The following is a 26494-nucleotide window of genomic DNA, read 5'->3' as shown; positions in this document are numbered from 1 at the left end:
ATAATTAAAAGCTATCACACCGTGAACGCCGTCACACTTTTTAATTATGACAGGAAGGGTTATGCCGCAACTTCATGAATTGGTAAGCCAGCTGGCGCCGGAAATGACGCAATGGCGTCGTGATTTTCACCTGCACGCGGAGTCCGGCTGGCTGGAATTTCGCACCGCCAGCAAGGTTGCCGAGATCTTAGACGGCCTCGGTTATCAACTGGCGCTGGGTCGCGACGTTATCGATGCCGACAGCCGGATGGGGCTGCCCGACGATGCTACCCTGGAGCAGGCATTCCAGCGCGCCCGCGAACAGGGAGCGCCGGAACGTTGGCTGCCGGCTTTTGAAGGCGGATTCGCCGGCGTCGTCGCCACCCTGGACACCGGCCGCCCCGGCCCTACGCTTGCGTTTCGCGTCGATATGGACGCGCTCGATCTTAACGAACAACACGACGATCGCCATCGCCCGCATCGCGCGGGTTTCGCCTCCTGCAACGCCGGGATGATGCACGCCTGCGGCCATGACGGACATACCGCCATTGGGCTGGGTTTGGCGCACGTGCTAAAGCAGTATGCCGATCGGCTCAACGGGATCATCAAGCTGATTTTCCAGCCTGCCGAAGAAGGCACCCGCGGCGCGCGCGCGATGGTGGCGGCAGGCGTGCTCGATAACGTGGACTACTTCACCGCCATTCATATCGGTACCGGCGTTCCCAACGGTACCGTGGTCTGCGGCGGTGACAACTTTATGGCGACCACCAAATTCGACGTGCAATTCGAGGGCGTCGCCGCTCACGCCGGCGGCAAACCGGAAGATGGGCGCAACGCGCTACTGGCCGCCGCCCAGGCCGCCCTCGCATTACACGCCATCGCGCCGCACAGCGCAGGCGCCTCGCGGGTTAACGTCGGCGTCATACAGGCCGGCACCGGGCGTAACGTGGTCCCCTCATCGGCGCTAATTAAAGTGGAAACCCGCGGCGAGACGGAAGCTATCAACCAGTATGTGTTTGAGCGGGCGCAAAACGTGATTGCCGGCGCCGCAGCGATGTATGAAGCCCGCTATGAACTTCGGCTCATGGGCGCGGCAACCTCCAGCGCCCCCTCTCCGGCGTGGGTGCAATACCTGCGTGAGCAGGCAGCACAGGTGCCGGGGGTAGTAGAAGCAGTGGATCATATTGCCGCGCCGGCGGGATCCGAAGATGCCACTTTGATGATGGCGCGGGTACAGGATCGCGGTGGACTGGCTTCATACATGATTTTCGGTACTGAACTGAGCGCCGGACATCACAACGAGAAATTTGATTTCGACGAAGGCGTGATGGTCATCGCGGTCGAGACGCTGGCGCGCATCGCGCTCAACTTTCCCTGGCAGCGAGGTGTGTGATGGAAAAGATCTATCAATTTGTCGATGACATCATTACGTCACGGCGCGACGATTTTTGCGCTATTGCCGATGATATCTGGGATCATCCGGAAACCCGCTTCCAGGAATTCTGGTCTGCCGCGCGGTTGGCCGATGCGCTGGAAACGGAAGGTTTTCAGCTAACCCGTCACGCTGGCGGCATACCCAATGCGTTTATCGCCAGCTACGGCGAGGGTAAACCGGTCATCGCCCTGCTCGGCGAGTTTGATGCGCTGGCAGGACTCAGCCAACAGGCGCACAGTGCTGAACCAACATCCGCGACGCCGGGGGAAAATGGTCACGGCTGTGGGCATAATCTCCTCGGCACCGCGGCGTTCGCCGCCGCCGTCGCCGCGAAACAGTGGCTGCAGCAGCAAGGCGGAGCGGGCACCCTGCGCTTTTATGGCTGCCCGGGGGAAGAAGGCGGCTCGGGTAAAACCTTTATGGTGCGCGAGGGATTATTCGATGATATTGACGCCGCCCTCACGTGGCATCCGGAAGCCTGGGCCGGGATGTTCAGTACCAGCACGCTGGCCAATATTCAGGCGGCGTGGCGCTTTACCGGAACCGCTGCGCACGCGGCAAACTCACCGCATCTGGGGCGGAGCGCGTTGGACGCCGTCACGCTGATGACCACCGGCAGTAATTTCCTCAATGAGCATATTATCGAGAAAGCGCGTGTGCACTACGCCATTACCGATACCGGCGGCGTGTCGCCCAACGTGGTGCAGGCGCAAGCTGAAGTGCTGTATTTGATTCGCGCTCCGGAGATGGCCGCTGTGCAGCAAATCTTCGCCCGTATTGAGAAAATCGCCCAGGGCGCCGCGCTGATGACCGAAACCAGCGTCAGTTGCCGTTTTGAAAAAGCCTGTTCCAGCTATCTCCCCAATCGCACGCTGGAAGCGGCAATGTATCAGGCCGTATGTCATTACGGTACGCCGCAGTGGAGTGACGAAGAGCGCGCTTTCGCGGCGGATATTCGCGCCACGCTCGGCGTGAACGATATAAATAACAGCCTGAAGAATATTGCCGGCACCAGCGGTGAAGAAGGAAAAGCGTTTGCCCGCCGCCATCACGACACGGTGTTGATTGATGAAGTCGCGCCGTGGGCGGCAACGGAAAACGTGCTGGCGGGATCTACCGACGTCGGCGACGTGAGCTGGAAAGCGCCGGTGGCCCAGTGTTTTAGCCCCTGTTTCGCCATCGGTACGCCGCTGCATAGCTGGCAACTGGTGAGCCAGGGAAGAACCTCCATCGCCCATAAAGGGATGCTGCTGGCGGGTAAAATTCTGGGAGCGACGGCGATTCGTTTGTTCAGCGACAGGCCGTTACTCGAAGCAAGCCAGCAGGAACTGGCTCAGGTACTGGCGGTAACTCCATACCAGTGCCCGATCCCGCGTGACGTCGTACCATCAATTTTAAAATAAGAAAAATTAGCCTCTGGGATAGCGTACAGCGTGATGGCAATCGCCAATAAAAATAACAGCTGACAACCCCTGAGGCATGCCGCAAACAACACAACAACGACAACTGAGGAACGCCCATGAGTATGTCATCCATACCGTCGCATTCCCCCACCGGTAAGCTGTATGGCTGGGTTGAAAAAATAGGTAATAAGGTTCCGCATCCATTTTTGCTGTTTATCTATCTGATCGTCGCGCTGATGGCCACCACCGCCATTTTGTCGGCGCTAAACGTCAGCGTACAGAACCCCACCGACGGTTCGCGAGTGGTGGTAAAGAACCTGCTCAGCGTAGAAGGGCTGCACTGGTTTCTGCCAAACGTGATTAAAAACTTTAGCGGCTTCGCGCCGCTGGGGGCGATTCTGGCGCTGGTGCTCGGTGCCGGTTTCGCCGAACGTGTCGGCCTGCTGCCGTCGCTGATGGTCAAGATGTCATCGCACGTTAGCGCGCGTTACGCCAGTTACATGGTGTTATTTATCGCCTTCTTCAGCCACATCTCTTCCGACGCGGCGCTGGTCATTATGCCGCCGCTGGGGGCGTTAATGTTTCTCGCCGTCGGCCGCCATCCGGTAGCCGGGTTGTTGGCGGCAATCGCCGGCGTCGGCTGCGGATTCACGGCAAATTTACTTATTGTCACTACCGACGTGTTGCTCTCCGGTATTAGTACCGAAGCGGCGAAAACGCTTGATGCCTCGCTGCATGTTAGCGTTATCGACAACTGGTACTTCATGGCCACCTCAGTCATCGTTCTGACGCTGGTCGGCGGGTTGATTACCGATAAACTGGTCGAGCCGCGGCTAGGAAAGTGGCAAGGCCAGAGCGATGAAACGCTGCAGACGCTGACGGCGGAACAGCGCTTCGGGCTGCGCATTGCCGGTATTGCGGCGCTGTTGTTTGTGGCGGTTATCGCACTGATGGTGGTGCCGGAAAACGGCATCCTGCGCGATCCTATCAAACATACCGTGATGCCCTCGCCTTTTATTAAAGGCATCGTACCGCTGATTATCTTTTTCTTTTTCGTCGTATCTTTAGCTTACGGCATCGCCACCGGCAAAATTCGCCGTCAGGCTGACCTGCCGCAGTTAATGATCGAGCCGATGAAGGAGATGGCCGGCTTCATCGTGATGGTCTTCCCGCTGGCCCAGTTTGTCGCCATGTTCAACTGGAGCAATATGGGGAAATTCATGGCGGTAGGATTAACGGATATACTGGAAAGTGCGGGAATGAATGGCGTGCCGGCGTTTGTCGGTCTGGCGCTGCTGTCGGCGTTTCTGTGTATGTTTATCGCCAGCGGTTCGGCTATCTGGTCGATTCTGGCGCCCATTTTTGTACCGATGTTTATGCTGCTGGGCTTTCACCCGGCGTTTGCGCAGATCCTGTTTCGTATCGCCGATTCGTCCGTACTGCCGCTCGCGCCGGTATCGCCATTTGTACCGCTGTTTCTCGGCTTTTTACAGCGCTACCGGCCCGATGCCAGACTGGGTACCTACTATTCGCTGGTATTACCCTACCCGCTGATTTTCTTAGCCGTCTGGCTGCTGTTGCTGGTGGGTTGGTACCTGGTAGGGCTACCGATTGGCCCAGGTATTTATCCACGCTTGCCATAACGCGGCGACAGGCCAGGGATGGCCTGCGTAAGTTAACGCGATGTGGTGCGGTTCAGGAACGTTTTATACAGACTTTCGATGACCACCGACAGCAAATTGATAGCTAATCCGCTGATAATCAACACAACAACTCCCGTTAACATGTATTGCATATCGCCACCTTTCTTGTAGTTAAAAAAAACCAGCGCCAAAGCGCTGGAAAAAATAATTGACTCAAGGAATGCCTGTATATTTATCTGCGGCGCCGGGTGCCTCCCGGTGAATTAGCCAGTTCACACTAATCCGCGTGCGTATGACAAACTGCATAGAGATTTGAACTGAACGCTCCTCCGCACAGGGAAATTCGCCGCCAGACAAAGGTAGCAAAATGCCCATCACGCCGCGCCTGCTAGTTAATGCAAAAATAAACATTGCTCCACCCCTTCCTTTATTCCGACGATTAACCATCAGGCAACGGAATGACTGAATTTAAATGACTGCGATTCGTATTTATAAATTAATAGTACAGGTTTCATTATTTGCTGACCTTTCGGAGGTATAGTTTGCAGGCCGCACGTCATGATATGGTGTGCCCTTGCCGAATTAACCTCGTAGAAGGACGCCCGATGCTGACGCTGCTGCAAGATAAAATCGACACCCCGCTGGGGCCGCTGTGGGTCATTTGCGATGAACAATTCAACCTGCGCGCCGTAGAGTGGGATCAGCACCGCGACCGCATGGAGCAACTGCTCGACATCCACTACCGTCACGAGGGTTATAAACGCGTTGATGCGCGCGATCCTGGCGGGCTGAGCGCGAAGCTGCAGCAATACTTCGACGGCGATCTCGCAATTATCGATACCCTGCCGACGGCAACCGCCGGTACCCCCTTTCAACGTCAGGTGTGGCAAGCGCTGCGCACGATTCCCTGCGGGCAGGTGATGCATTACGGTCAGTTAGCCGAGGTTCTTGGCCGTCCGGGCGCGGCCCGTGCGGTCGGCGCGGCAAACGGTTCCAATCCGGTCAGCATCGTGGTTCCCTGCCATCGGGTGATTGGCCGCAACGGCACCATGACCGGCTACGCCGGCGGCGTACAGCGTAAAGAGTGGTTATTGCGCCATGAGGGCTATTTGCTGCTTTAACAGATAATGCCTTTTTTGGAAATTACAGGTAACTTTACAATAATTAATCGCTTAATAATTTTCTTGTTATCAAAGAGATATGGCGATCGACATATTTACCCTTCTAATATTACGTCTTTCCGGGTTTCGAGACTTACTTGCTCCTCAAAAAGATGTTAAAATTGACCAATATCAATTAAAGCTTGAGCAGACATATGATCCCGGAAAAGCGAATTATACGACGCATACAGTCTGGTGGTTGTGCAATCCATTGTCAGGATTGCAGCATTAGCCAGCTCTGCATCCCCTTTACTTTGAACGAACATGAGCTGGATCAGCTTGATAATATCATCGAGCGTAAAAAGCCTATTCAGAAAGGGCAAACCCTGTTCAAAGCGGGTGATGAGCTGAAGTCGCTGTACGCTATCCGTTCAGGGACCATCAAAAGCTACACCATCACCGAACAAGGCGATGAGCAGATTACTGGCTTCCATCTGGCTGGTGATTTGGTCGGCTTTGACGCCATTGGCACCGCCCTGCACCCAAGCTTCGCGCAGGCGCTGGAAACCTCGATGGTCTGCGAAATTCCGTTCGAAACATTGGATGATCTTTCCGGTAAAATGCCGAACCTGCGTCAGCAGATGATGCGTCTGATGAGCGGCGAGATCAAAGGCGATCAGGACATGATCCTGCTGCTTTCCAAAAAGAACGCCGAAGAACGGCTGGCGGCCTTTATCTACAACCTGTCCCGCCGTTTCGCGCAGCGCGGTTTCTCACCGCGTGAGTTCCGTCTGACCATGACCCGTGGCGACATCGGCAATTATCTGGGCCTGACGGTTGAAACCATCAGCCGCCTGCTTGGTCGTTTCCAGAAAAGCGGTATGCTGGCGGTGAAAGGGAAATATATCACCATCGAAAACAGCGATCTGCTGGCGCAACTGGCAGGCCAGGCGCGCAACGTCGCCTGATTTATCTCCGCTATACTCTCTTCCACCTTGTGCTGGATCGACATTTTTTTCTAATTTGTTGATCTGGCCAGGGTCATCCCCTGTTTCAATTCATCCATATAGGTTATCTTTTTAAATACTGACTGTAGCTACAGCTGTAAGGAGACCCTGTATGGCGAAGTATCAGAACATGCTGGTAGTAATCGACCCTAACCAGGACGACCAGCCTGCATTACGGCGCGCGGTGTATCTGCACCAACGGATTGGTGGACGCATCAAAGCCTTTTTGCCGATTTATGATTTTTCCTACGAAATGACTACCCTGCTGTCGCCCGACGAGCGGACGGCGATGCGCCAGGGCGTGATTAGCCAACGCAGCGCCTGGATCCGTGAACAGGCCAAGTTTTACATTGAATCCGGGGTGCCAATCGATATCAAAGTGGTGTGGCACAACCGCCCCTTTGAAGCCATCATTCAGGAAATCATCAGCGATAAACACGACCTGCTGCTGAAAATGGCCCATCAGCACGACAAACTCGAAGCGGTCATCTTCACCCCGACCGACTGGCACCTGCTGCGCAAATGTCCATGCCCGGTATGGATGGTTAAAGATCAGCCGTGGCCGGAAGGCGGTAAAGCGCTGGTGGCGGTTAATCTGGCCAGTGAAGAGAACTATCACAACGCCCTTAATGAAAAACTGGTGCGGGAGACCATCGCCCTCGCCTATCAGGTTAACCATACCGAAGTACATCTGGTTGGCGCCTATCCGGTGACGCCTATTAACATCGCCATTGAATTACCTGATTTTGACCCGAGCATCTATAACGATGCGATTCGCGGCCAGCATCTGCTGGCAATGAAAGCGCTGCGTCAGAAATTCAGCATCGATGAAAGTCGCACCCACGTAGAAAAAGGGCTGCCTGAAGAGGTTATCCCTGATTTAGCTGAACATCTGCAGGCCGGGATTGTGGTGCTGGGCACCGTTGGCCGCACCGGCATCTCTGCCGCGTTTCTCGGCAATACCGCGGAACAGGTTATCGACCACCTGCGCTGCGACCTGCTGGTACTGAAACCGGAGGCCTATCAAACTCCAGTTGAACTGGACGATGAAGACGACGACTAACGGCGTCTCATCAGGCCTGAAGTTTTATCTAATCATCCCCCGCCCGTCGGGGGATTTTTTTGTCGGCCCGCTAAAAAAGAAAAAGGGCCATACGGCCCGGGATATCAACGCTAATTGAACATACTTACAGAATGCGTTAGTGGATACCTAAACGCCAGGCCAGGTCGATCTCTTCTTTCAGCTCCATTGATGAAAGCGACATCAGATCGGCAAACTCGAGCTCGAGGAGTTTGAGCTTCTTCAGGTACTGCGCGGGGGTCATAACGGAAGTGTCGCGGCGCAGGTACTCGATGGCCATCTGCGTGGGGGTTAACTCGGTATCCATAATATCCTCAGTGTGGTTAAAAAACAGGCATAGTATAACACCCATCGCCGTTCACTTTATGAGCAAAATCATGGTTTCACTGTCTATATAAAAAAGCCGTCTCAACAGAGACGGCTTAGAGCGTTGCGCTATTACAGCGCTTTCAGAATGGCATCCACGCTGGCTTTAGCGTCGCCAAACAGCATGTGGGTGTTCTCTTTGAAGAACAGCGGATTCTGCACGCCAGCATAGCCGGTGTTCATCGAACGTTTGAAGACCACCACGTTTTGCGCCTTCCACACTTCCAGCACCGGCATACCGGCGATCGGGCTCTTCGGATCGTCCTGCGCCGCCGGGTTGACGGTGTCGTTCGCGCCGATCACCAGTACGGTATCGGTATCGGCGAAATCATCGTTGATTTCGTCCATTTCCAGCACCACGTCGTAAGGTACTTTCGCTTCCGCCAGCAGCACGTTCATATGCCCCGGCAGTCGCCCGGCGACAGGGTGGATGCCGAAGCGCACCTTGATACCGCGTGCGCGCAGCTTCTCGGTGATTTCCGCGACCGGATACTGCGCCTGCGCCACCGCCATACCGTAGCCCGGCGTGATGATCACGGAATGCGAGTTTTTCAGCATTTCAGCCGTCTCTTCGGCGCTGATTTCACGATGCTCACCGACTTCTTCATCGCCGCTGGAACTGCCGCCATCGGTGCCGAAACCGCCGGCGATAACGCTGATAAACGAACGGTTCATCGCCTTACACATAATGTAGGAGAGGATGGCACCGGAAGAACCAACCAGCGCGCCGGTCACGATCAGCAGGTCGTTGCTGAGCATGAAGCCCGCCGCCGCCGCCGCCCAACCGGAGTAGGAGTTCAGCATCGATACCACGACCGGCATATCCGCGCCGCCGATAGACGCCACCAGGTGCCAGCCGAACGCCAGGGCGATAATGGTCATCACCAGCAGGCACAGTACCTGGGTTCCGGTGCTGTCGGTACGCACGAAGGCCACCAGCAGCAGGAAGGAAATGACCAGCGCCGCCAGGTTCAGCTTGTGGCGATTCGGCAACATCAGCGGTTTTGACGAAATTTTGCCGCGCAGCTTACCAAAGGCAACGATCGAGCCCGTGAAGGTTACGGCGCCGATAAAGATACCGAGGAATACTTCGGTCAGGTGAATATTCGCCAGCACCTGATCGAGGCCCGGTCCGTGGTCGAGATAGCTGTTGAAGCCAACCAGCACCGCCGCCAGACCAACGAAGCTATGTAGCACCGCCACCAGCTCCGGCATCTCGGTCATTTCGACTTTCTTCGCCAGACGGATACCAATCGCCCCGCCGATAACCATCGCCACGATGATCCAGCCGACGTTACCGCTGTCCGGCCCAAAAATGGTGGCAATCAGCGCAATCGCCATCCCGGCGATGCCGTACAGGTTCCCCTGCTTCGACGTTTCGTGCTTTGACAGCCCCGCAAGGCTAAAGATAAACAGAATAGCGGCAACAATGTATGCAGCTGTAACTAATCCTCCAGACATGTGCTACCCCTTAGTTTTTGCGGAACATTTTCAGCATGCGCTGAGTGACGGTGAAACCACCAAAAATATTAATGCTGGCGATCAGCACCGCGATAAAGCTCAAGAAGCTGACCCAGCCGCCGTGCCCTATCTGCAGCAATGCCCCAACGACAATGATCCCTGAAATGGCGTTGGTTACCGACATGAGCGGCGTGTGCAGCGCGTGCGACACGTTCCACACCACGTAGTAGCCGACTACGCAGGAGAGCGCGAAGACGGTAAAGTGACCCAGAAACTCTTTAGGCGCGACGTTCGCCAGCCAGCCAAAGAGGATAATCGCCAGCGCCATCAGCGCGTATTTACGCCACGGCGAGCCTGGTTTGGCCTCTTCTTTTGGCGCTTCGACGGTTTTCGCCGTCGCCTGCGGCTGCGCGGATACCTGAATCGGCGGCGCCGGCCAGGTAATTTCGCCCTCGCGGACCACGGTAACGCCACGTACCACCACATCGTCGAAATCGATGGTGATATTGCCGTCTTTTTCCTTGCACAGCAGCTTCAGCAGGTTTACCAGGTTAGTGCCGTAGAGCTGAGAAGATTGCGTCGGCAGACGACCCGGCAGGTCGGTATAACCGATAATTTTCACGCCGTTGGCGGTGGTCACGACTTCGCCCGGCACGGTGTATTCGCAGTTGCCGCCGTTTTGCGACGCCAGGTCGACGACGACGCTGCCCGACTTCATGGAGTCAACCATTTCGCGGGTAATCAGCTTCGGCGCCGGTTTACCCGGGATCAGCGCGGTGGTAACAATGATATCGACATCTTTAGCCTGCGCGGCGAACAGCGCCATTTCGGCTTTGATAAAGGCTTCAGACATGACTTTGGCATAACCGTCACCGCTGCCCGCTTCTTCTTTGAAGTCCAGTTCAAGGAACTCGGCGCCCATACTCTGCACCTGTTCTTTCACTTCCGGACGGGTATCGAAGGCGCGGACGATGGCGCCGAGGCTGTTCGCCGCGCCGATCGCTGCGAGGCCGGCGACGCCTGCGCCGATGACCATCACCTTCGCAGGCGGCACTTTACCCGCCGCGGTGATCTGGCCGGTAAAGAAGCGGCCGAATTCGTGCGCCGCTTCGACAATCGCGCGATAACCGGCGATGTTAGCCATCGAACTCAGCGCATCTAACGACTGGGCGCGGGAAATACGCGGCACCGAGTCCATAGCCATGACGTTGATACCGCGAGCGGCCAGCTTTTCCATGAGATCCGGATTCTGCGCCGGCCAGATGAAACTCACCAGCGTGGTGCCCGGGTTGAGCTTCGCAATTTCCGCATCGTTCGGCGCGTTAACCTTGAGGATAACGTCGGAGTGCCAGACGTTATCCGCGCTGACGATTTCCGCGCCCGCCTGTTCGAAGGCTTCATCGTCGAAGCTCGCCAGTTTCCCGGCCCCGCTCTCGACCGCCACGCTAAACCCGAGCTTAAGCAGCTGCTCGACCGTCTTCGGCGTCGCAGCGGCCCGGGTTTCCTGAGCTAAGCTCTCTTTTGGTATCCCAATTCGCATAGTTTTCCCTTCCATCGGTTTTTGATGATGGTTTATTTTTTTCACAAATGCGCCAGCGGCGGCGCAAAAACGCCGCACAGGTATTCATCTGGAAAATGAAACAGTAACAAACTTTTTATAACCTACTGAAAATACCGATTGTGATCTACATCGTTAAAACAGAATTTTTGATTTTATTGAGAAAAATTAGTCCTGACTGCGTCAGGCAGCAATATTTGCCTTAATTTTATGCCAGAACCTGATAATTCGCTTACCTTTGCGGTTAATTCGCCATTTATTACCGCCAGTATCATTGCATTAACATTACGTTAACTTATAAAAGTGATATTGATTATCGATTTTGCTGTTCAAGGGGCTGTTTTTTCAACATATCAGTATTTGTTATATTTTTGTAACGAACGATTCGGGCGGGAAGTGAAAAATGACGCAGACAGTTACGTTGTTTAAATGCAATAATCACCTGTTTTCAGTCAACAACAATACCAGTACATGGTTTGCGCAAGGCAAAGGATTATTTTTATGAAGCTTAAGAACACACTCCTGGCGTCTGCTCTTCTGGCTACCACCGCGTTGTCTGCCCATGCAGCGACCGAGCTGACTCCGGAGCAAGCGGCAGCGCTGAAGCCCTATGACCGCGTCGTCGTCACTGGCCGTTTTAACGCGATTGGCGATGCCGTACAGGCGGTTTCCCGCAAGGCGGATAAAGATGGCGCAGCTTCCTTTTATGTTGTCGACACCTCAGATTTCGGCAACGGCGGCAACTGGCGCGTAACGGCGGATTTTTATAAAGAAAACGCCCCGCAGGCGGATACCCCGAAAAACCGTATTATTAACGGCGTGATGGAACTGCCGAAAGATCAGGCCGTCGCGCTGATGCCGTATGACACCGTAACCGTGCAGGGCTTCTACCGTAGCCAGCCGGAAGTCAACGACGCCATCGCCAAAGCGGCAAAAGCTAAAGGCGCGTATGCCTTCTTCATCGTCCGCCAGGTTGACGCCAACCAGGGCGGCAACCAGCGCATCACCGCTTATATTTATAAAAAGGATGCGCAGAAGCGCGTACTGCAGAGCCCGGATGCGATTCCTGCTGATTCCGAAGCCGGTCGCGCCGCTCTGGCTAAAGGCGGCGAAGCGGCTAAAAACGTCGAAATCCCAGGCGTGGCCTCCTCTGCCGCGGTCGGCGCCGGTACCGGCGTAGGTCTGTTCTACGAAACCCAATCGTCGAAAGGCGGACGTTACACTGTCACCTTGCCGGACGGCACGAAAGTCGAAGAGGTGAACAAAATCACCGCCGCGCAGATGGTGCCGTTTGATAGCATCAAATTCACCGGTAACTACGGCAACATGACGGAAATCTCCTATCAGACCGCGAAACGCGCGGCGAAGAAAGGAGCGAAATACTACCACATCACCCGCCAGTGGCAGGAACGTGGCGGTAACATCACCATTAGCGCCGACCTGTATAAGTAATCGGTTTCAACTGCTCAAAAAGGCGACATGATGTCGCCTTTTTGCATTTTTTCGCCCGCCGCCATTGCATGCGTACAAGACACTCCGTAAAATCCCGCGCCTTAGCGTAATCCTCCATTTTTATGCGATTTCGCCAAATAAATATTCTTGATTCACTGTTGCCACCTCGGGAATACAATGGAAAAGAAACTGGGCCTTAGCGCCCTGACCGCACTGGTACTCAGCTCCATGCTGGGCGCGGGCGTTTTCAGTTTGCCGCAAAACATGGCTGCCGTCGCCAGCCCATCCGCTCTGCTTATCGGCTGGGCCATCACCGGCGTCGGGATTCTATTCCTCGCATTCGCCATGCTATTACTGACCCGTATCCGCCCGGAACTGGATGGCGGCATATTTACCTATGCCCGGGAAGGTTTTGGCGAACTGATCGGTTTCTGTTCCGCCTGGGGCTACTGGCTGTGCGCGGTGATTGCCAACGTCTCCTACCTGGTTATCGTCTTCTCCGCCCTGAGTTTCTTCACCGATACGCCGGAGATGCGTATTTTTGGTGACGGTAACACCTGGCAGGCGATCGTCGGCGCGTCCGTGCTGCTCTGGGTGGTCCATTTTCTGGTGCTGCGTGGGGTACAGACCGCGGCAGGCATTAACCTGGTGGCGACGCTGGCGAAGCTGTTGCCGCTCGGCGCGTTTGTGGCGCTGGCCGCTATCGCGTTCCGGCTCGATACTTTCCGTCTCGACTTCAGCGGTATCGCGCTCGGCGTACCGGTATGGGAACAGGTGAAAAACACCATGCTGATTACCCTGTGGGTATTTATCGGCGTGGAGGGCGCGGTAGTGGTCTCTGCCCGCGCCCGTCATAAGCGCGACGTTGGCCGCGCGACGCTGCTGGCGGTAGTCTCGGCGCTGGCGGTTTATCTGCTGGTCACCCTGCTGTCGCTGGGCGTTGTCGCCCGCCCGGAACTGGCTGAAATGCGCAACCCGTCGATGGCTGGCCTGATGGTCAAGATGATGGGATCGTGGGGCGAGGTAGTGATCGCCGCGGGATTAATTATCTCCGTCTGCGGCGCCTATTTAAGCTGGACCATTATGGCCGCTGAAGTGCCGTATCTGGCGGCGACGCATAAAGCGTTCCCACGCCTGTTCGCCAAAACCAATAAGAATAACGCCCCCTCTTCCTCGCTGTGGTTGACCAACATCAGCGTGCAGATTTGTCTGGTGCTGATTTGGCTTACCGGATCCGACTACGGTACCCTGCTAACCATCGCCTCAGAAATGATTCTGGTGCCCTATTTCCTCGTCGGCGCTTTCCTGCTTAAGATTGCCGTACGTCCGTTACACAAAGCCGTGGGTGTCGGCGCGTGCGTTTATGGCTTATGGTTATTGTATGCGTCCGGTCCTGTGCATTTGCTATTGTCGGTGGTACTTTACGCTCCGGGTCTTCTGGTTTTCCTGTACGCCCGCCGTACTCACCAGCACGATCGCATGCTCAAACGCCGTGAAATGGCATTAATTGGTTTTTTGCTGGTTGCCGCCGTTCCGGCAACGTGGATGCTGGTGGGGTAAGCGGTTGCCCTACCGCTGAACTTGAAAGGAGATACCCATGGCTGAAGCACAGCCTCGTCCGGTCCTGATCACGGGAGCAGGCCGCCGTATCGGCCTCGCTCTGGCACACCATTTTTTAAACCAGCAGCAACCGGTGATCGTCAGCTATCGCCAGCATTATCCATCGATTGACACCCTGCGCGACGCCGGCGCGGTGTGTCTGCAGGCCGATTTCAGCAGCGACGACGGTATTCTTACCTTCGCGGAAGCGGTGAAAGCGCAGACCAGCGGCCTGCGCGCGATTATTCATAACGCCAGTGATTGGATGGCGGAGAAACCGGGGGTGCCGTTATCCACGGTGATATCGCGGATGATGCAAATTCACGTCCACGCGCCCTATCTGCTTAACCACGCGCTGGAGAGCCTACTGCGCGGTTTTGGTCACGCGGCCAGCGATATTATTCACATTACCGACTACGTGGTGGAACGCGGCAGCGATAAGCATATCGCCTATGCCGCCAGTAAAGCGGCACTTGATAATATGACCCGCTCTTTCGCCCGTAAGCTGGCCCCGGAAGTGAAGGTCAACGCCATCGCGCCATCGCTGATTATGTTTAACGAGCATGATGACGCTGAATACCGTAAACAGGCGCTGGATAAATCGCTGATGAAAATCGCACCGGGTGAAAAAGAGATTATCGACCTCATCGATTATCTGTTCACCAGTTGCTACGTCACCGGCCGCTCTTTCGCGGTCGACGGCGGCCGACCGCTGCGCTAGTGGAAACGGCTCCAGCCGAGGATCAGCAGCCAGGCCGCCAGACTCCAGCAGATCACCGCGCCTGCCAGCGCGTAAGGCAGGCGCATTACGCCGGTGAAGTACCATAACGAAAGTAAGTAGATAAAATACGGGATGATTGACCACATGCCGAAGACGATAGTCGTGCGCAGCGCTTCAATGCCGCGCTCGCTGGCGACGATATAGTGGGCAATAAGCGCGAAGGTCGGAAATAACGGAATTAAACCGGCAATATAGTAATTTTTGGTTTTTGACAGTACGCCTATCAGTACCACCACCAGCGCTCCCAGCAGCGCTTTAATCAACAGCCCCATTTTATGCCTTAACATTTGAACAACAATTTCCCCAGCATAACGGAAGAACATTTGTTTATGAAAGATTAATGGCAGGCAATTTGCGGGCGGTGTATGTTAGCTTTTTAATTTATACGCGTAAGATATGAATAAGATCGTTTTTGTTGAGGATGAGCCCGAAGTTGGCGCGCTTATCGCCGCCTATCTGGGAAAGCATGATATGGACGTGGTCGTTGAACCGCGCGGCGACCGGGCCGAAGAGGTTATTGCTCGTGAACAACCCGATCTGGTACTGCTGGATATCATGCTGCCTGGCAAAGACGGAATGACGCTGTGCCGCGACCTGCGCAGCCAGTGGCAGGGTCCGATTGTGTTGCTGACCTCGCTCGATAGCGATATGAACCATATTCTGTCGCTGGAGATGGGCGCCAGTGATTATATCCTCAAGACCACCCCGCCTGCGGTGCTGCTGGCCCGGTTACGTTTGCATCTGCGCCAGCATGTGGCTTCGCCGTCGATGCCCGCTCCCGCAACCCTGACGCCGCATAAAGCCATTGTCTTTGGTTCGCTGTCGATCGACCCGGTTAACCGTCAGGTATTGCTCGGTGGCGACAACGTTGCGTTGTCCACCGCCGATTTCGACCTGCTGTGGGAGCTGGCGACCCATGCCGGGCAGATTATGGATCGCGATGCGCTGTTGAAAAATCTCCGTGGCGTCAGCTACGACGGCATGGATCGCAGCGTCGATGTCGCGATTTCGCGCCTGCGTAAAAAGCTGCTCGACAACGCCAACGAGCCCTACCGTATCAAGACGGTGCGCAACAAAGGTTATCTGTTCGCTCCGCACGCCTGGGATAATTAATCGGCGTCAGGAATAGACCGATATCACGCCGTGTAGTCGGTCTTGAAATTCAGCGTATTTCTCTCTGAATGCCATTTCATCGTCTTCGCCATACCAGCGCACGACCTCACGGCTGGCGAGGAAATGATCCAGCAGTTCGCCGCTCGCCAGAATCCATTGCGGTAAACCATCGACCTGCAGGCTCCAGCCTCCGGGATGATAGTGGATGAAATCATTGCGCAGCTGGTGAAGCTTGCCCATCGCCACCGTACAGTCTTCGCTGGGTGCGAATGCGCTGTTCTCCCTCGTCGCACGGTATAGCGTCATAAAGGACGGCAGTTGCAGCTTGTCGATGTTGGAAAAATCGTCGTTATAAATTTGCAGGAAAATATCTCGAGTCGACGCTTTACCGTCGGCCAGATATACCTGAAAGTCATTGCCCTGACACAGCGCCAACACCATCGCGTTCTGCAGGATGCTGTGCCAGCCGGTAATCACCCACTTCCACTGATAAGGGTCGGCGATCGCCTGCATATGGCTAAGGACCATATCGAAGGTTTTTAAAATCTCAACATCATTATCAGTATGCAAATACACGGGCTTAGTCATCTGGCGCTCTCCATCATTTAAGGGGCGCTTAAATTAACAGAGAGGCTGGCGTCTGGCAGACCGGGGAAATGGCACAATACGGCCATCGGCCATTTGGCCTGGCGCCTCTGTGAGAACTTTGCCGAGCGGGATCCTTCTCCTGTAGAATCTTTTGACGCGAGATAACCCAGTTAATGACCGGTGATGATTAATGAAAAAACTGTTTGTGCAGTTTTACCTTTTGCTGTTCGTCTGCTTCCTGGTCATGACCATGCTGGTCGGCCTGGTGTATAAATTCACCGCCGAGCGCGCCGGTCGCCAGTCGCTGGACGATCTGATGAAAAGCTCGCTGTATCTGATGCGCAGCGAACTGCGTGAGATCCCGCCGCGCGACTGGAGCAACACGCTGAAAGAGCTGGACCTCAACCTCTCTTTCGATCTGCACATTGAACCGTTAAGCAAATTCAAGCTGTCGGAAAGCTCGATGCAGCACCTGCGCGCGGGGGATATCGTGGCGCTGGACGATCAGTACACCTTCATTCAACGCATCCCGCGCAGCCATTACGTATTATCAGTCGGCCCGGTGCCCTATCTTTATTTTTTGCATGAGATGCGCCTGCTGGACGTCGCGCTGATGGCGTTTATCGCTATTTCACTGGCGTTCCCGGTGTTTATCTGGATGCGTCCACACTGGCAGGATATGTTGCGTATCGAAACCGCCGCACAGCGCTTCGGCGAAGGCCATTTTAGCGAGCGCATCCATTTCGATAGCATGTCGAGCTTCGAGCGACTCGGCGTGGCCTTTAACCAAATGGCGGATAATATCAACGCCCTGATAGCCAGTAAAAAACAGCTTATTGACGGTATCGCTCATGAACTACGCACGCCGCTGGTGCGCCTGCGCTATCGCCTGGAGATGAGCGAAAATCTGACCGAGGCCGAGTCGCAGGCTCTCAACCGCGATATCGGGCAACTGGAAGCGCTGATTGAAGAATTACTGACCTACGCTCGTCTCGATCGCCCGCAGAACGAACTCAACCTGACCACCCCGGATTTCCCGGCCTGGATCCGCGCGCACGTCGAGGACATTCAACTGGTCAATCCGCAGCGTGAAGTCGCGTTGCGCCAGCTAACGGCCGGCGACTACGGCGCGCTGGATATGCGTTTAATGGAGCGCGTGCTGGATAACCTGGTCAATAATGCCCTGCGCTACAGCCATCAACATATTCATATCAGCCTGTCGCTGGCCGGTTCACGGGCGACGCTGCGAGTGGAAGATGATGGCCCGGGTATCGCCCTTGAGGAACGCGAACGGGTATTCGAGCCGTTTGTCCGTCTCGATCCCAGCCGCGATCGCGCCACCGGCGGCTGCGGCCTGGGGCTGGCTATCGTACACAGTATTGCTCAGGCGATGGCCGGTGAAGTCCGCTGCGACGAAAGCTCGCTCGGCGGCGCGGCGTTCATTTTCAGCTGGCCTATTTACCACCAGCTTCCCGCTTTTACTTCTGCTTAGCCGAGCTTGCGCAGGCGTTACGGCCTGCGTATAGTTTATACTCAAACAGTATGTTGTAACTAAGGCGGTAATCATGGCAAGCTACGACCTCGTTGCGCGCTTAAATGACACCTTTCGTGAGCTTGAGCGCGAACTACAAACCTTCAAAGCGTCGCTGAGCCGCTGCCGTCTGCTGGCGGCGCGGGTTTTCGAATTACCCGCGGTGAGTAAAGAGGCGGAGCACGCGCCGCTGGATACCATTCAGGTCACCCAGCACGTCGGGCAAAGCGCGCTGGAGATGGCGCTCAGGCACTACAGCCATCTGTTTATACAGCAGCAGTCGGAAAACCGCAGCAGCAAGGCGGCGGTACGCCTCCCCGGGGCGATTTGCCTGGCGGTTGATACGCAACAGCAGGCAGACCTGCTGGAGAAAATCAGCGCCATTAACGCGCTGAAAGCGGCGTTTGAGAAAATAGTGACCGTCGATTCCGGATTGCCGGCCGCCGCGCGTTTCGAATGGGTTCACCGCCACCTGCCCGGCCTGATTACCCTTAGCGCCTATCGTACTCTGACGCCGCTGCTCGATCCCAGCACCATCCGCTTCGGCTGGGCCAATAAGCATGTGATTAAAAATCTGACCCGCGATGAAGTATTAATGCAGTTAGAGAAGAGCCTGCAATCGCCGCGCGCGGTGCCGCCCTGGACCCGCGAACAGTGGCAAAGCAAGCTGGAACGGGAATTTCAGGATATCGCCGCCCTGCCGCAGCGGGCAAAATTGAAAATCAAACGCCCGGTCAAGGTACAGCCGATTGCCCGGGTGTGGTATGCCGGCGAGCAGAAGCAGGTGCAGTACGCCTGCCCCGGCCCGCTGATTGCGCTAATCTCCGGCACCCACGGGGTTAGCGTGCCGGATCTCGGCGAACTTTTGAATTACGATGCTGATAACGTGCAGTACCGCCACAAGCCGCAGGCACAGTCGTTACGATTACTGATCCCGCGTCTGCATTTATGGCTGGCTAGCGAGTAGCGAGGCTGCCAACCATATCCTGCGGGCGAACCCAGCTATCGAATTCGGCTTCCGTCAGGTAACCAAGCGACAGCGCCGCGGCTTTCAGCGTCAGCCCTTCATGGTGCGCTTTTTTGGCGATCTCCGCCGCTTTATCGTAGCCGATATGGGTATTGAGCGCGGTCACCAGCATCAGCGACTCATTCAGCAACTGGTTGATTCGCTCGCGGTTCGGCTCAATACCCACCGCGCAGTGCTCATTAAAGCTCTCCATGCCGTCCGCCAGCAGGCGTACCGACTGCAGGAAGTTGTGGATGACCATTGGCCGATAGACGTTAAGCTCAAAGTTCCCTGACGCGCCGCCGATATTCACCGCCACGTCGTTACCCATCACCTGGCAGCACAGCATCGTCAACGCTTCGCACTGCGTCGGGTTGACCTTGCCGGGCATAATGGAGGATCCCGGTTCGTTCTCCGGAATGGCGATTTCACCTATGCCGCAGCGCGGCCCGGAGGCCAGCCAGCGCACATCGTTGGCGATTTTCATCAGCGAAGCCGCCAGCCCCTTCAGCGCGCCGTGGGCGTGGACCAGCGCATCCACGGTGGCCAGCGCTTCAAATTTGTTGGGCGCGGTGACGAACGGCAGTCCGCTAAGCGACGCCAGTTCCGCCGCCACCCGCACCGCATATTCCGGGTGCGTATTCAAGCCGGTGCCAACCGCCGTACCGCCCAGCGCCAGCTCTGCGAGATGCGGCAGGCTGTGTTCAATATGGCGGAGATTATGTTCCAGCATCGCGACCCAACCGGAGATCTCCTGCCCTAACGTCAGCGGCGTAGCGTCCTGTAGGTGGGTGCGGCCAATTTTAACGATGTCACCGAAGGCCAGCGACTTTTCCTGTAGCGTGGCCCGCAGCGCCTGTAGCTGCGGGATCAGCTTTTCGCGCAGCGCGATTAGCGCCGCGACGTGCATCGCCGTTGGAAAAACATCATTCGAGCTCTGGCTTTTATTGACGTCATCATTGGGATGAATTTTGCGACCCATGCCGCGCTCGCCGCCAAGCAACTCGCTCGCACGGTTAGCCAGCACTTCGTTCATATTCATGTTGCTTTGGGTACCGGAGCCGGTTTGCCAGATAGCCAACGGAAACTCCTGCGCATGCTTGCCGGCGAGGACTTCATCCGCGGCGGCGATGATGGCGCCCGCTTTATCCGCCGCCAGCAGCCCCAGATCCTGGTTAACCTTCGCCGCCGCGCGTTTGGTCAGCGCCAGCGCGTAGATCAGTTCACCAGGCATTTTCTCCGTTGAGATACGGAAATGCTCAAGCGAGCGCTGGGTCTGCGCGCCCCAAAGTTTATCGGCCGGGACGTCGATGGCGCCCATCGAGTCTTTTTCACTGCGATGCGTTGTCATTACTTTCTCCTTGGATTCAAAGTGCGTCATAGCGACAAAGCTCACCTGCTTAAAGGATTAAGTATTAACCAGATTTATTAGTTGTTTTGGTCGTTCGTGCCGCTAAGCGGCACAAACAAAAACCGCCCCGAAGGGCGGCATCGTTCACTTCACGCAGCGCGAACACTGCGACGTCTGGATCTGCTGGAAGAAGTCGTTACCTTTATCATCAACGAGGATAAAGGCCGGGAAATCTTCCACTTCGATTTTCCAGATAGCTTCCATTCCCAGCTCCGGATAAGCCACGCACTCGAGGCTGCGGATACTCTGCTGCGCGAGAACCGCCGCCGGGCCGCCGATACTACCGAGATAGAAACCGCCGTGTTTGTGGCAGGCATCGGTCACCTGCTGGCTGCGGTTACCCTTGGCCAGCATGATTTTACTCGCACCGTGCGATTGCAGCAGATCGACATATGAGTCCATGCGGCCAGCAGTCGTCGGACCCAGAGAACCGGAAGCGTAACCATCCGGCGTCTTCGCCGGGCCTGCGTAGTAGATCGGGTGATCTTTGACATACTGCGGCAGCGCTTCGCCATTATCGATAAGCTCTTTTAGCTTGGCATGGGCAATATCGCGGGCCACGATGATCGTGCCGCTCAGCGACAGACGCGTCGACACCGGATACTGCGACAGCAGCGCCAGAATCTCGCTCATCGGCTGATTGAGGTTCACCTTCACGGCTTCGCCTTCGCCGGCCTGGCGCAGGTGCTCAGGGATGTATTTCCCTGGGTTGCTCTCCAGTTTCTCCAGCCAAATGCCGTCGCGGTTGATTTTAGCTTTGATGTTACGGTCAGCGGAACAGGAGACTCCCATCCCCACCGGACAGGAGGCGCCGTGACGCGGCAGGCGGACCACGCGGATATCGTGGGCGAAGTACTTGCCGCCAAACTGTGCGCCGAGGCCGAGGTTCTGCGCTTCCAGCAGCAGCTCTTGCTCCAGCTGCACATCGCGGAACGCCTGGCCATGTTCGTTACCTTCGGTCGGCAGACCATCGTAGTATTTGGTCGAGGCCAGTTTCACCGTCTTCAGCGTGGCTTCCGCTGAGGTGCCGCCGATAACAAAGGCGATATGGTAAGGCGGACAGGCTGCGGTACCGAGGGTGCGCATCTTCTCGACGAGGTAGTTTTTCAGCTTCGCCGGGGTGATTAACGCTTTCGTTTCCTGGTACAGATAGGTTTTGTTCGCGGAGCCGCCGCCCTTGGCGATACAGAGGAACTTATACTCATCGCCATCGGTTGCATAAAGATCGATCTGCGCCGGCAGGTTGGTACCGGTGTTGACCTCTTTATACATGTCCAGCGGCGCGTTCTGCGAATAACGCAGGTTGTCCTGGATATAGGTGTTGTACACGCCCTGCGCCAGCGCGGCTTCATCGCCGCCGCCGGTCCAAACGCGCTGTCCCTTTTTCCCCATGATGATCGCGGTACCGGTGTCCTGACAGGTCGGCAGAATGCCTTTGGCGGCGATATCGGAGTTACGCAGGAATTGCAGCGCGACGTATTTGTCGTTTTCGCTGGCTTCCGGGTCGTTGAGGATATCCGCGACCTGCTGCTGGTGTGCCGGGCGGAGCATAAAGGAGGCGTCGTGGAACGCGTGTTGGGCCAGTAAGGTTAGCGCCTGAGGTTCAACCTTCAGAACTTCCTGGCCGGCGAATTCGGCGACGGAGACGTAATCACTGCTGAGGAGATAATACTCGGTGTCATCCTTTTTAAGCGGAAAAGGATCCTGATAAACAAACGGTTTGTTCGACATTGTACTCTCACTTACTGCTTGGCTGATTATGTTTCAGGCAGACACTCCATTTGCCTGTAGAAAAGCGAGTCGATCAATCTTACACAATTTTTTAACAAAAACTGAGACAAGGACGACTTTTTCTTTCAGCAGTTGCTTCTCGACGATTTGTTGGTTTAATAGAGCCAACATTTTTATGTGGAAACAGGGATTGAGAATGCAGAAGCTCATTAACTCAGTGCAAAACTATGCATGGGGAAGTCACACCGCGTTAACCGACCTTTACGGTATCGCCAATCCGGACAACCTGCCGATGGCGGAACTGTGGATGGGCGCACACCCGAAAAGCAGCTCGCGGATCCTTAACGCCGACGGCCAGCCGCAGTCGCTGCGCGAGGTCATTGAAGCCGATAAAAATGCCCTCCTCGGCGCTAACGTCGCCGAGCGTTTTGGCGAACTGCCGTTCTTGTTCAAAGTACTGTGCGCCGCCCAGCCGCTCTCCATCCAGGTTCACCCGAATAAACGCGCGTCGGAAATTGGCTTTGCCAAAGAGAACGCCGCGGGTATTCCGCTGGATGCCGCCGAGCGCAACTATAAAGATCCCAACCACAAGCCGGAGCTGGTCTTCGCCCTGACGCCGTTCCTCGCTATGAACGCGTTCCGCGAATTTAATGAAATTGTCGCGCTGCTGCAGCCGGTTGCCGAGGCGCATCCGGCAATTGGCGAATTCATTCAACAGCCGGATGCCGCGCATTTAAGCCAACTATTCGCCAGCCTGCTGAATATGAAAGGTGAAGAAAAAGCGCATGCGCTCAGCGTGCTGCAAAACGCCCTCGACCGCCAGCAGGGCGAGCCGTGGCAGACCATTCGTCTGATCGCTGAATTCTACCCGGATGACAGCGGCCTCTTCTCCCCGCTACTACTCAACGTGGTGAAACTGAATCCTGGCGAAGCGATGTTCCTGTTCGCCGAGACCCCGCACGCCTACCTGCAGGGCGTGGCGCTGGAAGTAATGGCCAATTCGGATAACGTGCTGCGCGCTGGTCTGACGCCGAAGTACATCGATATTCCGGAACTGGTGGCGAACGTGAAATTTGTCGCCAAACCGGCCGCTGAGCTGCTGACCCAGCCGGAACAACGCGGTAGCGAGCTGGATTTCCCAATCCCGGTCGATGATTTCGCCTTCTCGTTGCACGATCTGACCACTAATGAGGCCTCTCTGGCGCAAGAGAGCGCCGCGATTCTGTTCTGTGTGGAAGGCGAAGCAACGCTGCGTAAAGGCGAGCAGCGTCTGACCCTGCAGCCGGGTGAATCGGCGTTTATCGCCTGCAACGAATCGCCGGTACAGGTCAGCGGCAACGGTCGTCTGGCGCGCGTGTTCAATAAGCTTAAGTAAGTTACTGAACTTTTAATCCGCAGTTGCTAGACTTCCCCCATCATGACAACACAACCAGGCGGCATGTTCCGCCTGGTTTCATTTATGGACAAATGCTATGAAAAAAACGTTGGTCGCCGCGGGAGTTATCGTCGCGCTCGGAGTCGTCTGGACAGGCGGAGCCTGGTTTACCGGTAAGCAACTGGAAAACCGTATTGCCGAAATGGTGCAGCAGGCGAATGCCCAACTGCAGAGCAACGCGCCGGAAGCGGGCGTAGAGCTGAGCTATCAGGACTACCAGCGCGGGTTATTCAGCAGCCATCTGCAACTGGTGGTAAAGCCGCAGGCCGGTAAAGAACACAGCCTGTTGGCCGCCGGTCAAAGCCTGGTGTTTGACGAGAAGGTCGATCATGGTCCCTTCCCGCTTGCCTCGTTAAAATCTTTTAACCTCGTGCCGGCAATGGCCTCCGTCAACACCACACTGGTGAATAACGACGCCAGCAAAGCGCTGTTCGATATTGCTAAAGGGCAAGCGCCGTTCAACATCGACACCCGTATTGCCTACAGCGGCGATACCCAGTCGGCCATCTTCCTTAACCCGCTGGATTACGCTAAAGACAATGAAAAAGTTATCTTTAGCGGCGGCCAGTTCCAGCTCAATGCCGATCGCGATGGCAAAACTATCAGCCTGAGCGGCGAAGCGGCCAGCGGGCAGATCAACGCGGTCAACGAATACAACCAGAAAGTTCAGCTCAATTTCAGCAACCTGAAGGCTGACGGCGCCACCGAAATGACCGCTTTTGAGGAGCGTATCGGCAAGCAGAAGATCTCGCTTGATAAACTGGCGATCGGCGTTGAAGGTAAAGAGCTGGCGCTGCTGGAAGGCATGAATATCGACGGCCGCTCTACGCTCTCCGATGACGGCAAGCGTATCAATAGCCAGCTTGATTACAACCTTAACAGCCTGAAACTGCAAAACCAGGATATGGGCCGCGGCAAACTCACCGTTAAGCTGGATAATCTCGACGGACAGGCGTGGCATCAATTCAGCCAGCAGTATAACGCCCAGGCACAGGCGCTGATGGCGAAGCCAGAGCTGGCGCAGAATCCGGAACTCTATCAGCAGGCGTTAAGCGAAATCTTCTTTAGCTCGCTGCCGATTCTGTTGAAAGGTAATCCGTCGCTGACGATTTCCCCGCTGAGCTGGCAAAATGCGAAAGGCGAAAGCACCCTGAATCTGTCGGTGCTGATGCAGGATCCGGCGCAAACGACCGTCGCGCCGCAGACCGTCGCCGATGAACTGGACCGCAGCGTGAAATCGCTGGACGGCAAGCTGGTGATCCCGGTGGATATGGCCACCGCTCTGATGACGCAGATTGCCGGGCTGGAAGGCTATCAGCCGGAGGATGCGGCAAAACTTGCCGATCAGCAGGTTAAAGGGCTGGCGGCGATGGGCCAGATGTTCCGTCTGACCACGATGGAAGATAACGCGATTACCTCCAGCCTGCAGTACGCCGACGGCCAGGTCACGCTAAACGGGCAGAAAATGCCGCTGGCTGATTTCGCCGCCATGTTCGGCCTGACGCTCCCCACCGCCGAACCGCAGCAGTAAAAACACATACCGGGCTGCAATCAGGTTGCCCGGGCAAGGCGTAAGCCGCAGCCCGGGAACCACCTTAATCGATGGCGGCCCCTATTTTCTAATAACCAGCCGCGGCGGCATAATCTGATTACGCGCGCTGCCTTGCCCCTCCTCAAGGCGGCGTAAAATACACTCCGCCAGACTGTTCCCCATCTCACGCGCGGGGGTGGTCACCCAGGTCAAGGGAACATCATCGAGCGCCGCTTCCGGCACTTCGGCAAAGGCCGCCAGCGCGATGCGTTGCTCAAAATAACTTTCCACGCTACCCTCGCCGCTCTGCCGCCCGGCGCGCAGAAGACCGAACCACGCCCCGGTGGCGATGACGCTGTTATAGCAAAGCACCGCGCTGATGGTCGGGTTTTGCCGCAGCAGCGCGATCATGGCTTCCGCCGCCTGCTGCTGACTGGATCCACACTCGACAACCCATTCGCTATGAAACGGCAGCCCGTACTTCAATAAGGTGGCGCAATAGCCGCCCACCCGTTCGGCGCGGGTCAGGGACGCGCTTTGTCCGCCCAGCCAGGCGATGCGCTGATGACCGCGGCGAATCAGATGTTCAGTCACAATTTGCGCCGCCTGCATGTTATCCGGGCGGATCAGGTCGATATCGTCCAGGTAGCTGGCGCGGGAGGCAAAAACCAGCGGCATCCCCACTTCGGCGGCACGATCGCGCAGTTCGCCGCCCTTGTCGATAGCGCCGGCGATAATCACCCCGTCCACCCCCTGCGAGACCAGCGTTTCAAAACGCTGGAGCATTTTCTCGCCGCGATGCCCGCCCTGGGTCAGAAATACCATTTTACCCTGTGATTCCAGCGCATCGGTCAACCCGGCGGTTAGTTCGGCATAAAACGGTTTCGACAGATCGCTAACGATAAGGCCAATCACCCCGCTTTGCCCGCCGCGGAGCGACGCCGCCTGGCGATTACGCACAAAACCGAGTTGCTCAATGGCCTGATTGACGCGCTCGCCGGTGGCCGAAGAGATGCGCCCTTTACCGCTGAGCACCAGCGATACCGTACTAACCGAGACGCCAGCCGCCAGCGCCACATCATTGATGGTTGTCTTTTTTGCGATAGCCATAACGACTGGCTGACTCCCTTTGCCTTTCGATAAAACGTTTTATCAGTATGTTATCTTTATAAACCTTATTATCGCTTGATTATGTGATTTTTATCGCACTAAAAAATGATAAAACGTTTTATCTTGCCGCTACGTTACATCCTATCGACCCTTTTCAGAACCAGGATTCGTGT

At 55.9% G+C, this 26494-nt stretch carries 23 protein-coding genes; 14 read left to right on the top strand and 9 right to left on the bottom strand.

The window, feature by feature from the left end:
- Nucleotides 1-61 precede the first annotated feature (61 nt).
- From PGS10_RS00535 to abgT, 3 genes are all read left to right on the top strand, one after another.
- Complete coding sequence (locus PGS10_RS00535) at nt 62-1372, top strand: M20 family metallo-hydrolase (protein ID WP_047064903.1); 1311 nt, start codon at nt 62-64, stop codon at nt 1370-1372.
- Nucleotides 1372-2817 (top strand): M20 family metallopeptidase, encoded by a 1446-nt coding sequence (locus PGS10_RS00530; protein WP_063415000.1) that lies wholly within the window; start codon nt 1372-1374, stop codon nt 2815-2817. The genes PGS10_RS00535 and PGS10_RS00530 overlap by 1 nt, the downstream gene beginning before the upstream one ends.
- Before the next feature lie 116 nt (nt 2818-2933).
- Nucleotides 2934-4460, top strand: coding sequence for a p-aminobenzoyl-glutamate transporter (abgT, locus tag PGS10_RS00525; protein ID WP_316422208.1), 1527 nt, complete (start codon nt 2934-2936; stop codon nt 4458-4460).
- A 32-nt stretch (nt 4461-4492) separates the two neighbouring features.
- Here the strand turns inward: abgT and PGS10_RS00520 are convergent, their stop codons facing one another.
- The gene (locus PGS10_RS00520) at nt 4493-4612 is read right to left on the bottom strand and encodes a hypothetical protein (protein ID WP_045392558.1); all 120 of its coding nucleotides are present in this window, start codon (nt 4610-4612) and stop codon (nt 4493-4495) included.
- Between the two features lie 453 nt (nt 4613-5065).
- On the opposite strand from PGS10_RS00520, the gene ogt reads away from it, so the two are divergent.
- The 3 genes from ogt to uspE all read left to right on the top strand — a co-directional run bounded on the left by ogt (nt 5066) and on the right by uspE (nt 7630).
- Nucleotides 5066-5581, top strand: coding sequence for a methylated-DNA--[protein]-cysteine S-methyltransferase (ogt, locus tag PGS10_RS00515; protein WP_045392390.1), 516 nt, complete (start codon nt 5066-5068; stop codon nt 5579-5581).
- A gap of 194 nt (nt 5582-5775) precedes the next feature.
- Complete coding sequence (fnr, locus tag PGS10_RS00510; protein WP_004862555.1) at nt 5776-6528, top strand: fumarate/nitrate reduction transcriptional regulator Fnr; 753 nt, start codon at nt 5776-5778, stop codon at nt 6526-6528.
- A 151-nt stretch (nt 6529-6679) separates the two neighbouring features.
- Entirely contained in the window at nt 6680-7630 is a 951-nt protein-coding gene (gene uspE / locus PGS10_RS00505; RefSeq protein ID WP_316422206.1) for a universal stress protein UspE, read from the top strand.
- Between the two features lie 136 nt (nt 7631-7766).
- Here the strand turns inward: uspE and PGS10_RS00500 are convergent, their stop codons facing one another.
- From PGS10_RS00500 to pntA, 3 genes are all read right to left on the bottom strand, one after another.
- On the bottom strand, nt 7767-7955 hold the full coding sequence (locus PGS10_RS00500; protein WP_045392396.1) for a YdiH family protein: 189 nt from the start codon (nt 7953-7955) through the stop codon (nt 7767-7769).
- Between the two features lie 131 nt (nt 7956-8086).
- Nucleotides 8087-9475 carry a Re/Si-specific NAD(P)(+) transhydrogenase subunit beta gene (gene pntB, locus PGS10_RS00495; RefSeq protein WP_020078971.1) on the bottom strand — a complete coding sequence of 463 codons (1389 nt, stop codon included), beginning with the start codon at nt 9473-9475 and terminating at the stop codon, nt 8087-8089.
- A gap of 10 nt (nt 9476-9485) precedes the next feature.
- Nucleotides 9486-11015, bottom strand: a complete 1530-nt coding sequence (pntA, locus tag PGS10_RS00490; RefSeq protein ID WP_289576436.1) for a Re/Si-specific NAD(P)(+) transhydrogenase subunit alpha — start codon at nt 11013-11015, stop codon at nt 9486-9488.
- A 519-nt stretch (nt 11016-11534) separates the two neighbouring features.
- On the opposite strand from pntA, the gene ydgH reads away from it, so the two are divergent.
- The 3 genes from ydgH to folM all read left to right on the top strand — a co-directional run bounded on the left by ydgH (nt 11535) and on the right by folM (nt 14805).
- Nucleotides 11535-12485 (top strand): DUF1471 family protein YdgH, encoded by a 951-nt coding sequence (ydgH, locus tag PGS10_RS00480; RefSeq protein WP_032711543.1) that lies wholly within the window; start codon nt 11535-11537, stop codon nt 12483-12485.
- Between the two features lie 177 nt (nt 12486-12662).
- A complete protein-coding gene (locus tag PGS10_RS00475; protein WP_015366823.1) occupies nt 12663-14045 on the top strand; it encodes an amino acid permease in 1383 nt (460 codons plus the stop codon).
- Between the two features lie 37 nt (nt 14046-14082).
- Nucleotides 14083-14805 (top strand): dihydromonapterin reductase, encoded by a 723-nt coding sequence (gene folM / locus PGS10_RS00470; protein WP_045392402.1) that lies wholly within the window; start codon nt 14083-14085, stop codon nt 14803-14805.
- Here the strand turns inward: folM and PGS10_RS00465 are convergent.
- Nucleotides 14802-15137: a GlpM family protein gene (locus PGS10_RS00465; RefSeq protein WP_015366825.1), complete on the bottom strand. Its 336-nt coding sequence runs from the start codon at nt 15135-15137 to the stop codon at nt 14802-14804. The genes folM and PGS10_RS00465 overlap by 4 nt on opposite strands.
- 124 nt (nt 15138-15261) lie before the next feature.
- Here PGS10_RS00465 and rstA point away from each other — a divergent pair, with 124 nt between their 5' ends.
- Nucleotides 15262-15978: a two-component system response regulator RstA gene (gene rstA, locus PGS10_RS00460; RefSeq protein ID WP_015366827.1), complete on the top strand. Its 717-nt coding sequence runs from the start codon at nt 15262-15264 to the stop codon at nt 15976-15978.
- 6 nt (nt 15979-15984) lie between these two features.
- On the opposite strand, the gene PGS10_RS00455 is transcribed toward rstA, so the two are convergent.
- A complete protein-coding gene (locus PGS10_RS00455) occupies nt 15985-16566 on the bottom strand; it encodes a hypothetical protein (protein WP_316422204.1) in 582 nt (193 codons plus the stop codon).
- 190 nt (nt 16567-16756) lie between these two features.
- On the opposite strand from PGS10_RS00455, the gene rstB reads away from it, so the two are divergent.
- Both rstB and tus read left to right on the top strand, forming a co-directional pair.
- The gene (gene rstB, locus PGS10_RS00450) at nt 16757-18058 is read left to right on the top strand and encodes a two-component system sensor histidine kinase RstB (RefSeq protein ID WP_015705253.1); all 1302 of its coding nucleotides are present in this window, start codon (nt 16757-16759) and stop codon (nt 18056-18058) included.
- Between the two features lie 73 nt (nt 18059-18131).
- On the top strand, nt 18132-19064 hold the full coding sequence (tus, locus tag PGS10_RS00445; RefSeq protein ID WP_047077715.1) for a DNA replication terminus site-binding protein: 933 nt from the start codon (nt 18132-18134) through the stop codon (nt 19062-19064).
- Here tus and fumC read toward each other — a convergent pair.
- Complete coding sequence (fumC, locus tag PGS10_RS00440) at nt 19054-20454, bottom strand: class II fumarate hydratase (RefSeq protein ID WP_213797294.1); 1401 nt, start codon at nt 20452-20454, stop codon at nt 19054-19056. The two genes, tus and fumC, sit on opposite strands and share 11 nt — an antisense overlap.
- 144 nt (nt 20455-20598) lie before the next feature.
- Nucleotides 20599-22245 (bottom strand): class I fumarate hydratase FumA, encoded by a 1647-nt coding sequence (gene fumA / locus PGS10_RS00435; RefSeq protein ID WP_032714392.1) that lies wholly within the window; start codon nt 22243-22245, stop codon nt 20599-20601.
- Between the two features lie 196 nt (nt 22246-22441).
- Between fumA and manA the strand changes: the two genes are divergently transcribed.
- Together manA and PGS10_RS00425 are read left to right on the top strand one after the other, a co-directional pair.
- Nucleotides 22442-23620: a mannose-6-phosphate isomerase gene (gene manA, locus PGS10_RS00430; RefSeq protein WP_047042830.1), complete on the top strand. Its 1179-nt coding sequence runs from the start codon at nt 22442-22444 to the stop codon at nt 23618-23620.
- A gap of 97 nt (nt 23621-23717) precedes the next feature.
- Nucleotides 23718-25211: a YdgA family protein gene (locus PGS10_RS00425; protein WP_047042826.1), complete on the top strand. Its 1494-nt coding sequence runs from the start codon at nt 23718-23720 to the stop codon at nt 25209-25211.
- 81 nt (nt 25212-25292) lie between these two features.
- On the opposite strand, the gene PGS10_RS00420 is transcribed toward PGS10_RS00425, so the two are convergent.
- A complete protein-coding gene (locus PGS10_RS00420) occupies nt 25293-26321 on the bottom strand; it encodes a Mal regulon transcriptional regulator MalI (protein ID WP_063414992.1) in 1029 nt (342 codons plus the stop codon).
- Between the last annotated feature and the right edge of the window lie 173 nt (nt 26322-26494).

Origin of the sequence: Klebsiella sp. 141153 (assembly GCF_032601995.1) — a bacterium.
GTDB classification, from domain to species: Bacteria; Pseudomonadota; Gammaproteobacteria; order Enterobacterales; family Enterobacteriaceae; genus Klebsiella; species Klebsiella aerogenes.
The sequence above is the reverse complement of the archived record's forward strand: the minus strand, read 5'-3'. Positions and strand labels throughout refer to the sequence as shown.

Coding starts and splice junctions, on each gene's coding strand:
- PGS10_RS00535 (WP_047064903.1), top strand. CDS start 62: ATGCCGCAACTTCATGAATTGGTAAGCCAGCTGGCGCCGGAAATGACG.
- PGS10_RS00530 (WP_063415000.1), top strand. CDS start 1,372: ATGGAAAAGATCTATCAATTTGTCGATGACATCATTACGTCACGGCGC.
- abgT (WP_316422208.1), top strand. CDS start 2,934: ATGAGTATGTCATCCATACCGTCGCATTCCCCCACCGGTAAGCTGTAT.
- PGS10_RS00520 (WP_045392558.1), bottom strand. CDS start 4,612: ATGCAATACATGTTAACGGGAGTTGTTGTGTTGATTATCAGCGGATTA.
- ogt (WP_045392390.1), top strand. CDS start 5,066: ATGCTGACGCTGCTGCAAGATAAAATCGACACCCCGCTGGGGCCGCTG.
- fnr (WP_004862555.1), top strand. CDS start 5,776: ATGATCCCGGAAAAGCGAATTATACGACGCATACAGTCTGGTGGTTGT.
- uspE (WP_316422206.1), top strand. CDS start 6,680: ATGGCGAAGTATCAGAACATGCTGGTAGTAATCGACCCTAACCAGGAC.
- PGS10_RS00500 (WP_045392396.1), bottom strand. CDS start 7,955: ATGGATACCGAGTTAACCCCCACGCAGATGGCCATCGAGTACCTGCGC.
- pntB (WP_020078971.1), bottom strand. CDS start 9,475: ATGTCTGGAGGATTAGTTACAGCTGCATACATTGTTGCCGCTATTCTG.
- pntA (WP_289576436.1), bottom strand. CDS start 11,015: ATGCGAATTGGGATACCAAAAGAGAGCTTAGCTCAGGAAACCCGGGCC.
- ydgH (WP_032711543.1), top strand. CDS start 11,535: ATGAAGCTTAAGAACACACTCCTGGCGTCTGCTCTTCTGGCTACCACC.
- PGS10_RS00475 (WP_015366823.1), top strand. CDS start 12,663: ATGGAAAAGAAACTGGGCCTTAGCGCCCTGACCGCACTGGTACTCAGC.
- folM (WP_045392402.1), top strand. CDS start 14,083: ATGGCTGAAGCACAGCCTCGTCCGGTCCTGATCACGGGAGCAGGCCGC.
- PGS10_RS00465 (WP_015366825.1), bottom strand. CDS start 15,137: ATGGGGCTGTTGATTAAAGCGCTGCTGGGAGCGCTGGTGGTGGTACTG.
- rstA (WP_015366827.1), top strand. CDS start 15,262: ATGAATAAGATCGTTTTTGTTGAGGATGAGCCCGAAGTTGGCGCGCTT.
- PGS10_RS00455 (WP_316422204.1), bottom strand. CDS start 16,566: ATGACTAAGCCCGTGTATTTGCATACTGATAATGATGTTGAGATTTTA.
- rstB (WP_015705253.1), top strand. CDS start 16,757: ATGAAAAAACTGTTTGTGCAGTTTTACCTTTTGCTGTTCGTCTGCTTC.
- tus (WP_047077715.1), top strand. CDS start 18,132: ATGGCAAGCTACGACCTCGTTGCGCGCTTAAATGACACCTTTCGTGAG.
- fumC (WP_213797294.1), bottom strand. CDS start 20,454: ATGACAACGCATCGCAGTGAAAAAGACTCGATGGGCGCCATCGACGTC.
- fumA (WP_032714392.1), bottom strand. CDS start 22,245: ATGTCGAACAAACCGTTTGTTTATCAGGATCCTTTTCCGCTTAAAAAG.
- manA (WP_047042830.1), top strand. CDS start 22,442: ATGCAGAAGCTCATTAACTCAGTGCAAAACTATGCATGGGGAAGTCAC.
- PGS10_RS00425 (WP_047042826.1), top strand. CDS start 23,718: ATGAAAAAAACGTTGGTCGCCGCGGGAGTTATCGTCGCGCTCGGAGTC.
- PGS10_RS00420 (WP_063414992.1), bottom strand. CDS start 26,321: ATGGCTATCGCAAAAAAGACAACCATCAATGATGTGGCGCTGGCGGCT.